Here is a 4270-nt window from a genome sequence, read left to right on the forward strand (position 1 = left end):
GATGGGGCCGGGTGGGCGCATGAACAGCAATTCGGCGCCGCCCCTCCCGGACGAGCTGGCCAAGATCTGCACCCGCATGCGGCTGCCGTATCTGCGCAAGGCCGCCCCCGACGTGCTCGCGACCGCCCGGGCCCAACGCTGGGACCCGGCCGAGGTGGTGCGGGTGCTGCTGCAAGAGGAAGTCGTCGGCCGGGACGCCGCCACCCGCCGGATGCGCCGCAAGAACGCGAAATTCCCGACCGGCAAGACGTTCTCGTCGTGGCGTCCGGAGGAATCCTCAATTCCCGAGGCCACCCAGAACGCGCTCACCACGCTCGAATGGGTGCATCGCCGGGAGAACCTGGCCGTGTCCGGAGCGTCCGGGACGGGTAAGAGTCATTTCGTCGAAGCGCTCGCGCACGCCGCGATCGAGGCCGACCTGCGGGTGCTGTGGTTCACCCTCGAAACCCTCACCCAGACGGTGAACAAGGCGAAGGCCGACGGGTCGGTCGCCCGCACGGTGGCGAAGGTCTGCTCCTGCGATCTCGTGGTGGTCGATGACATCGGCATGCTGCCCGCCGGCCAGGACGCCGCCGAGGCGTTCTACCGCATCGTCGACGCCGCATACGAGCGCCGCTCGGTCGCCGTGACGTCGAACATTCACCCCTCGGGATTCGACACGATCATGCCGAAGACCCTGGCCACCGCTACTGTCGATCGGCTCCTGCACCACGCCCACGTCATCGTGACCAAGGGCGATTCACACCGCCTCGCCGACGCCCTCGCCGGCAAGGGCGTGCACCCACTCGACTAACGACGCGGACCAACGGCACCGGCCGCCACCGGTCTTCAACGACCACACATCCGGAATTTTGACGTCCACAGATCCGGAGATCTCATGTCCGCCCGCCCGGGATTCCTCGTGTCCGTTGACAGAAACACCAGGGGGCAGTTCGGCGATAGAGCTGACAGGGGCGTGGTTGTGCCCGTGGCCTCGCGTGGCCGGTGATCAACGCGCGATACCCGTGACGGGCCCTGTTTGCTGTGGAAGGGACGATGATGTTCGGGACGGGCGTAATCCTCATGGTTGGCCTGCTGGTGGTGGCGCTTCTGGTGGTGCCCGTCTCGTTGGGTGTGGCGGCACGAGCGGACGCGAAGGTCCGCCGCCTCGCGGAGTCCCGGGCGTCCCATCCGAATCCGGTGGGCTCGGTCGGCGTCGCGGATGTGGACGAGCGGTGTGATCGGTGGCGGCAGCTGGCGACGCGGGCGTGGTTGATCTGCGGCGGCGCCTCGCTGGTCGCGGTAGCGGTCGTGGGTGTCCTGATCTGTGTCGGGTGAAGCCGACGACGTAAGCCGGGAGTGCGTGGGGTGGTTCGCGGCTGTCGGTGCGGGTCGGGCCGAGCCCTCGATGCGGAGCCTGCATCTGAAGGATCCACAGAGCTGAAACCATTTCGGCCGCTGTGACATACGCGCCATAAGCCGCCCGAGATGCGGGCACGCCCAGGTGAGCCGAAGCGGCCCGGTCGGAGTGTAGTCCGCTCCGGCCGGGCCTCGCCGGGACATACATCAGGTACCCGACGCGCATGCCTTGACCGCGCTCCTCGCGGGGTGCGCGTCCGGGAGGAGGCGCACTCCGGTCGGGCGGTGCGGTTCCGCGTTGGTGTACCTGAGTGGTGGGCGTCGGTGATGTCTCCTCGGATGTGCTGCCTGTGAAGTTTTCGACCGGAGCCACGGATTCCAGCGAGACGTGCACCGATCACTCCTAGCCAGTGCAGGTTTGGCTGGCGCCGTATTGGCTTCGCGACCTGCTCCTTCGTGTTCCGGTACGAGGAAAGGGTAGATCCGCCGCTCTCCCCGATCGTCGAAGTGTGACCCGCACCACAGGACTTTCTCGGGTTGTCCGATGTACGGCTGGCGGCCGTCGGTGCAAGCACGTCCCCGGCGGTATCGCGCATTCGAGTGCGGGTGTTGGTTCTGGCAGGGCGGATTCGACCCCTAACCGATCGACTCGCCTGGTAACGATCCTCCCGAACTCCACCCGCCCGGGCCCAGAAGACGTCGGCGGGTGGTGTACAGCAGCGCCAGGTGGTGGGGCGGGTGTTCGAGGTCGGACTGGCCGGTCTGTTCCTCGTGTCAGTGTGGTGTGTTGCGGTTGAATGGGTGACATGGGGTCGTCGGCGGGTGAGCAGCTGTGGCAGACGTTGTCCGATTCCGGGTTGGCGTTGGTGTGTGTCCGCGGGCCGCAGCGCCGATGGGCGGATCTGCTCCTGCCCGGGGATGAATCGGTGGGGGAGCTGACCTGGCTGGCCCGGGACGCCGACGAGATCGCCGAGCAGTACCGCGACCACCGATAGCGACACACAGCCGAGCCGCGATGGCGCTGGAGCGGACCGGGCGACGCCCACCGAAGAAGCGGCACGGTGGTCTGTTTTCGTGTGAGCGGCTTTCGGTGCACATGCAGGTGGACGCGGGATTTTCCGGAGGTGAGGCGCGCCGGTGCCGGTGGTAGCGTCGCGCAGGCTGCCAGGGGTGCGATCGAAAGTCCCCGGGGCGACGTCGCTCCCAATCTTGACCAAGGGCTGCAGCGGCGAAGGGCACGGAAGGTGCGGTAGATGGTGCAACAGCAACGGGCGGTGGTGACCCGGGCGCAGATCGTCCGCGGGGCAGCGGAAATGTTCGACAAGTCCGGGTTCGAGGGCGCCAGTCTCGTCGAGATCCTCGAGGCGGCGGGCATGACGAAGGGGGCCTTGTACTTTCATTTCCGGTCCAAGGAGGATTTGGCCCGGCACATCATCGCCGAGCAGCACCGGATCTCCATCTCCGCGGTGCAGGCCATCGCCGCGCAGGAGGCGTCGGCGATCGAGCAAATCGTGATGCTCTGCCACGAGATGGCCCGGCAGATCGTGCAGGATCCGATCGTGCGGGCCGGGATCCGCATCACTCTCGAGCTCAGCGCCGACGACCGTGGCCCCGCGGGCCCGTACTTGGATTGGATCGCCGCCTGTCAAGCGTTGGCGGCGCGTGCGGTCGCCGAGGGCGACCTTGTCGACACCATCGACCCACCGACGTTCGCGCGGTTCGTCATCGGCGCGTTCACCGGGGTCCAGACCGTCTCCCAGGTCCTGGCCCATCGCGTGGACCTCGAGCAGCGGGTCGACGAGATGTGGGGATTCCTGCTGCCGGATCATGCCGACCGCCCGGCATCCCGGCATGATGCGGATCCGGGCGGCCCGCACCGACGTTCCCGTCACCGGATCGCCCGACCGTCAGGATTAGTCCGCTCAGCCTGCCAACATGACCTGTACATGCTCCCGCAGACCGATAAGTTCACCATCCGCACGACGCGGCGACCGCGATCGGCACAACAGCGGGATGAGTACGGCCGGTGACCGGACCTGCTCCAGCGCGCACCGGTGCGGGTGCGTGAGCCTCGGTGTCGTCGGGGTGGGGATGCCGGTGCCGGGCAGCGGCCGGGTCCGGGTGTCGTGCCCGCCAGGGGCATTGCTGCGCCGCGGCGATGGGGCGGGAGTGTTGAGAAAGGGCGGCCGCGGAGCGCGGCGTGCGTGGGCGGTGTTCGTGTAGGTCCGCTCACGTGCCGGGTGCGGGCGGTGCTTATGCTCGATCCCGGGGTGTTCGCGGAGCGGAAAGGTGGCGCAGCACGGTCCGAAACAGCGGCAACCGGCCGGTCGATGGCCCGGTGTTGACGGTCGGTGTCCGGGTGCTGGTCCGCAGGAGCGCCGCGGCCGACGTCATCGGGGAGATCATCGAGGACTATGCGGCAGTGACCGACCCCGGTGGTGGTGGGCACGAGTGGGCGCCGGTGCATCGGTGGGCGATCGCGGTCGACGACGGGCGACTGGTCTTCGCCGACACCGAGGACCTGACCATCGATCCGAGTTTCCACCACCCCATCCCGGACCCGGACCGCGATCGGGTCGTGCGCACATCCGGCCGGCACCGGGGAGCGTGACGGTCGCACACCGCGCCGCCCGCCGACGGGTCCCGGCCCCCGGGGATGTGGGGTGCCCCGTGCGGTGAGGAGCCCGAAGGCGTCCGAGGTGCCCGGCAGTGGTTCGGTGTTCGGTTAGGTGCAGTCCCGGCAGGTCAGCTGCACGGGGTCGGCGAGTCGGCTGCGGTGATGGACGAGGAAGCAACTGGTGCAGGTGTTATCTGGGGCTTTCTGGGGTCGTCTGCGACGCAGCATGAATGAGTCGATGGAGCGTCGGCGTGTCGTCTATGGACGGGTTATCTGCGGTCCTTACGCTAGTGTCTGTGACGAACGCAACAGCGG

At 68.0% G+C, this 4270-nt stretch carries 4 protein-coding genes and 2 pseudogenes; 5 read left to right on the forward strand and 1 reads right to left on the reverse strand.

Translation table 11 applies throughout. The features are described from left to right. Nucleotides 1–19: 19 nt before the first annotated feature. The 5 genes and pseudogenes from istB (at nt 20) to G9373_RS44610 (ending at nt 3949) form a co-directional block, all read left to right on the forward strand. Nucleotides 20–793, forward strand: a complete 774-nt coding sequence (gene istB, locus G9373_RS44590; protein WP_029537648.1) for an IS21-like element helper ATPase IstB — start codon at nt 20–22, stop codon at nt 791–793. A 242-nt stretch (nt 794–1035) separates the two neighbouring features. Then, complete coding sequence (locus G9373_RS44595) at nt 1036–1317, forward strand: hypothetical protein (protein WP_206033946.1); 282 nt, start codon at nt 1036–1038, stop codon at nt 1315–1317. An 827-nt stretch (nt 1318–2144) separates the two neighbouring features. Continuing rightward, a complete protein-coding gene (locus G9373_RS44600; RefSeq protein WP_009476026.1) occupies nt 2145–2333 on the forward strand; it encodes a hypothetical protein in 189 nt (62 codons plus the stop codon). Nucleotides 2334–2591: 258 nt separating this feature from the next. Beyond that, a pseudogene (locus G9373_RS44605) lies at nt 2592–3255 on the forward strand (ScbR family autoregulator-binding transcription factor). Between the two features lie 421 nt (nt 3256–3676). Beyond that, nucleotides 3677–3949 carry a hypothetical protein gene (locus G9373_RS44610; RefSeq protein WP_317613041.1) on the forward strand — a complete coding sequence of 91 codons (273 nt, stop codon included), beginning with the start codon at nt 3677–3679 and terminating at the stop codon, nt 3947–3949. Nucleotides 3950–4063: 114 nt separating this feature from the next. Here G9373_RS44610 and G9373_RS44615 read toward each other — a convergent pair. Continuing rightward, a pseudogene (locus G9373_RS44615) lies at nt 4064–4165 on the reverse strand (DUF4193 family protein); the annotation flags it as partial. Nucleotides 4166–4270: the final 105 nt, after the last annotated feature.

Source organism: Rhodococcus sp. A14 (genome assembly GCF_011603105.1).
In the GTDB taxonomy this organism is placed as follows: domain Bacteria; phylum Actinomycetota; class Actinomycetes; order Mycobacteriales; family Mycobacteriaceae; genus Rhodococcus_F; species Rhodococcus_F opacus.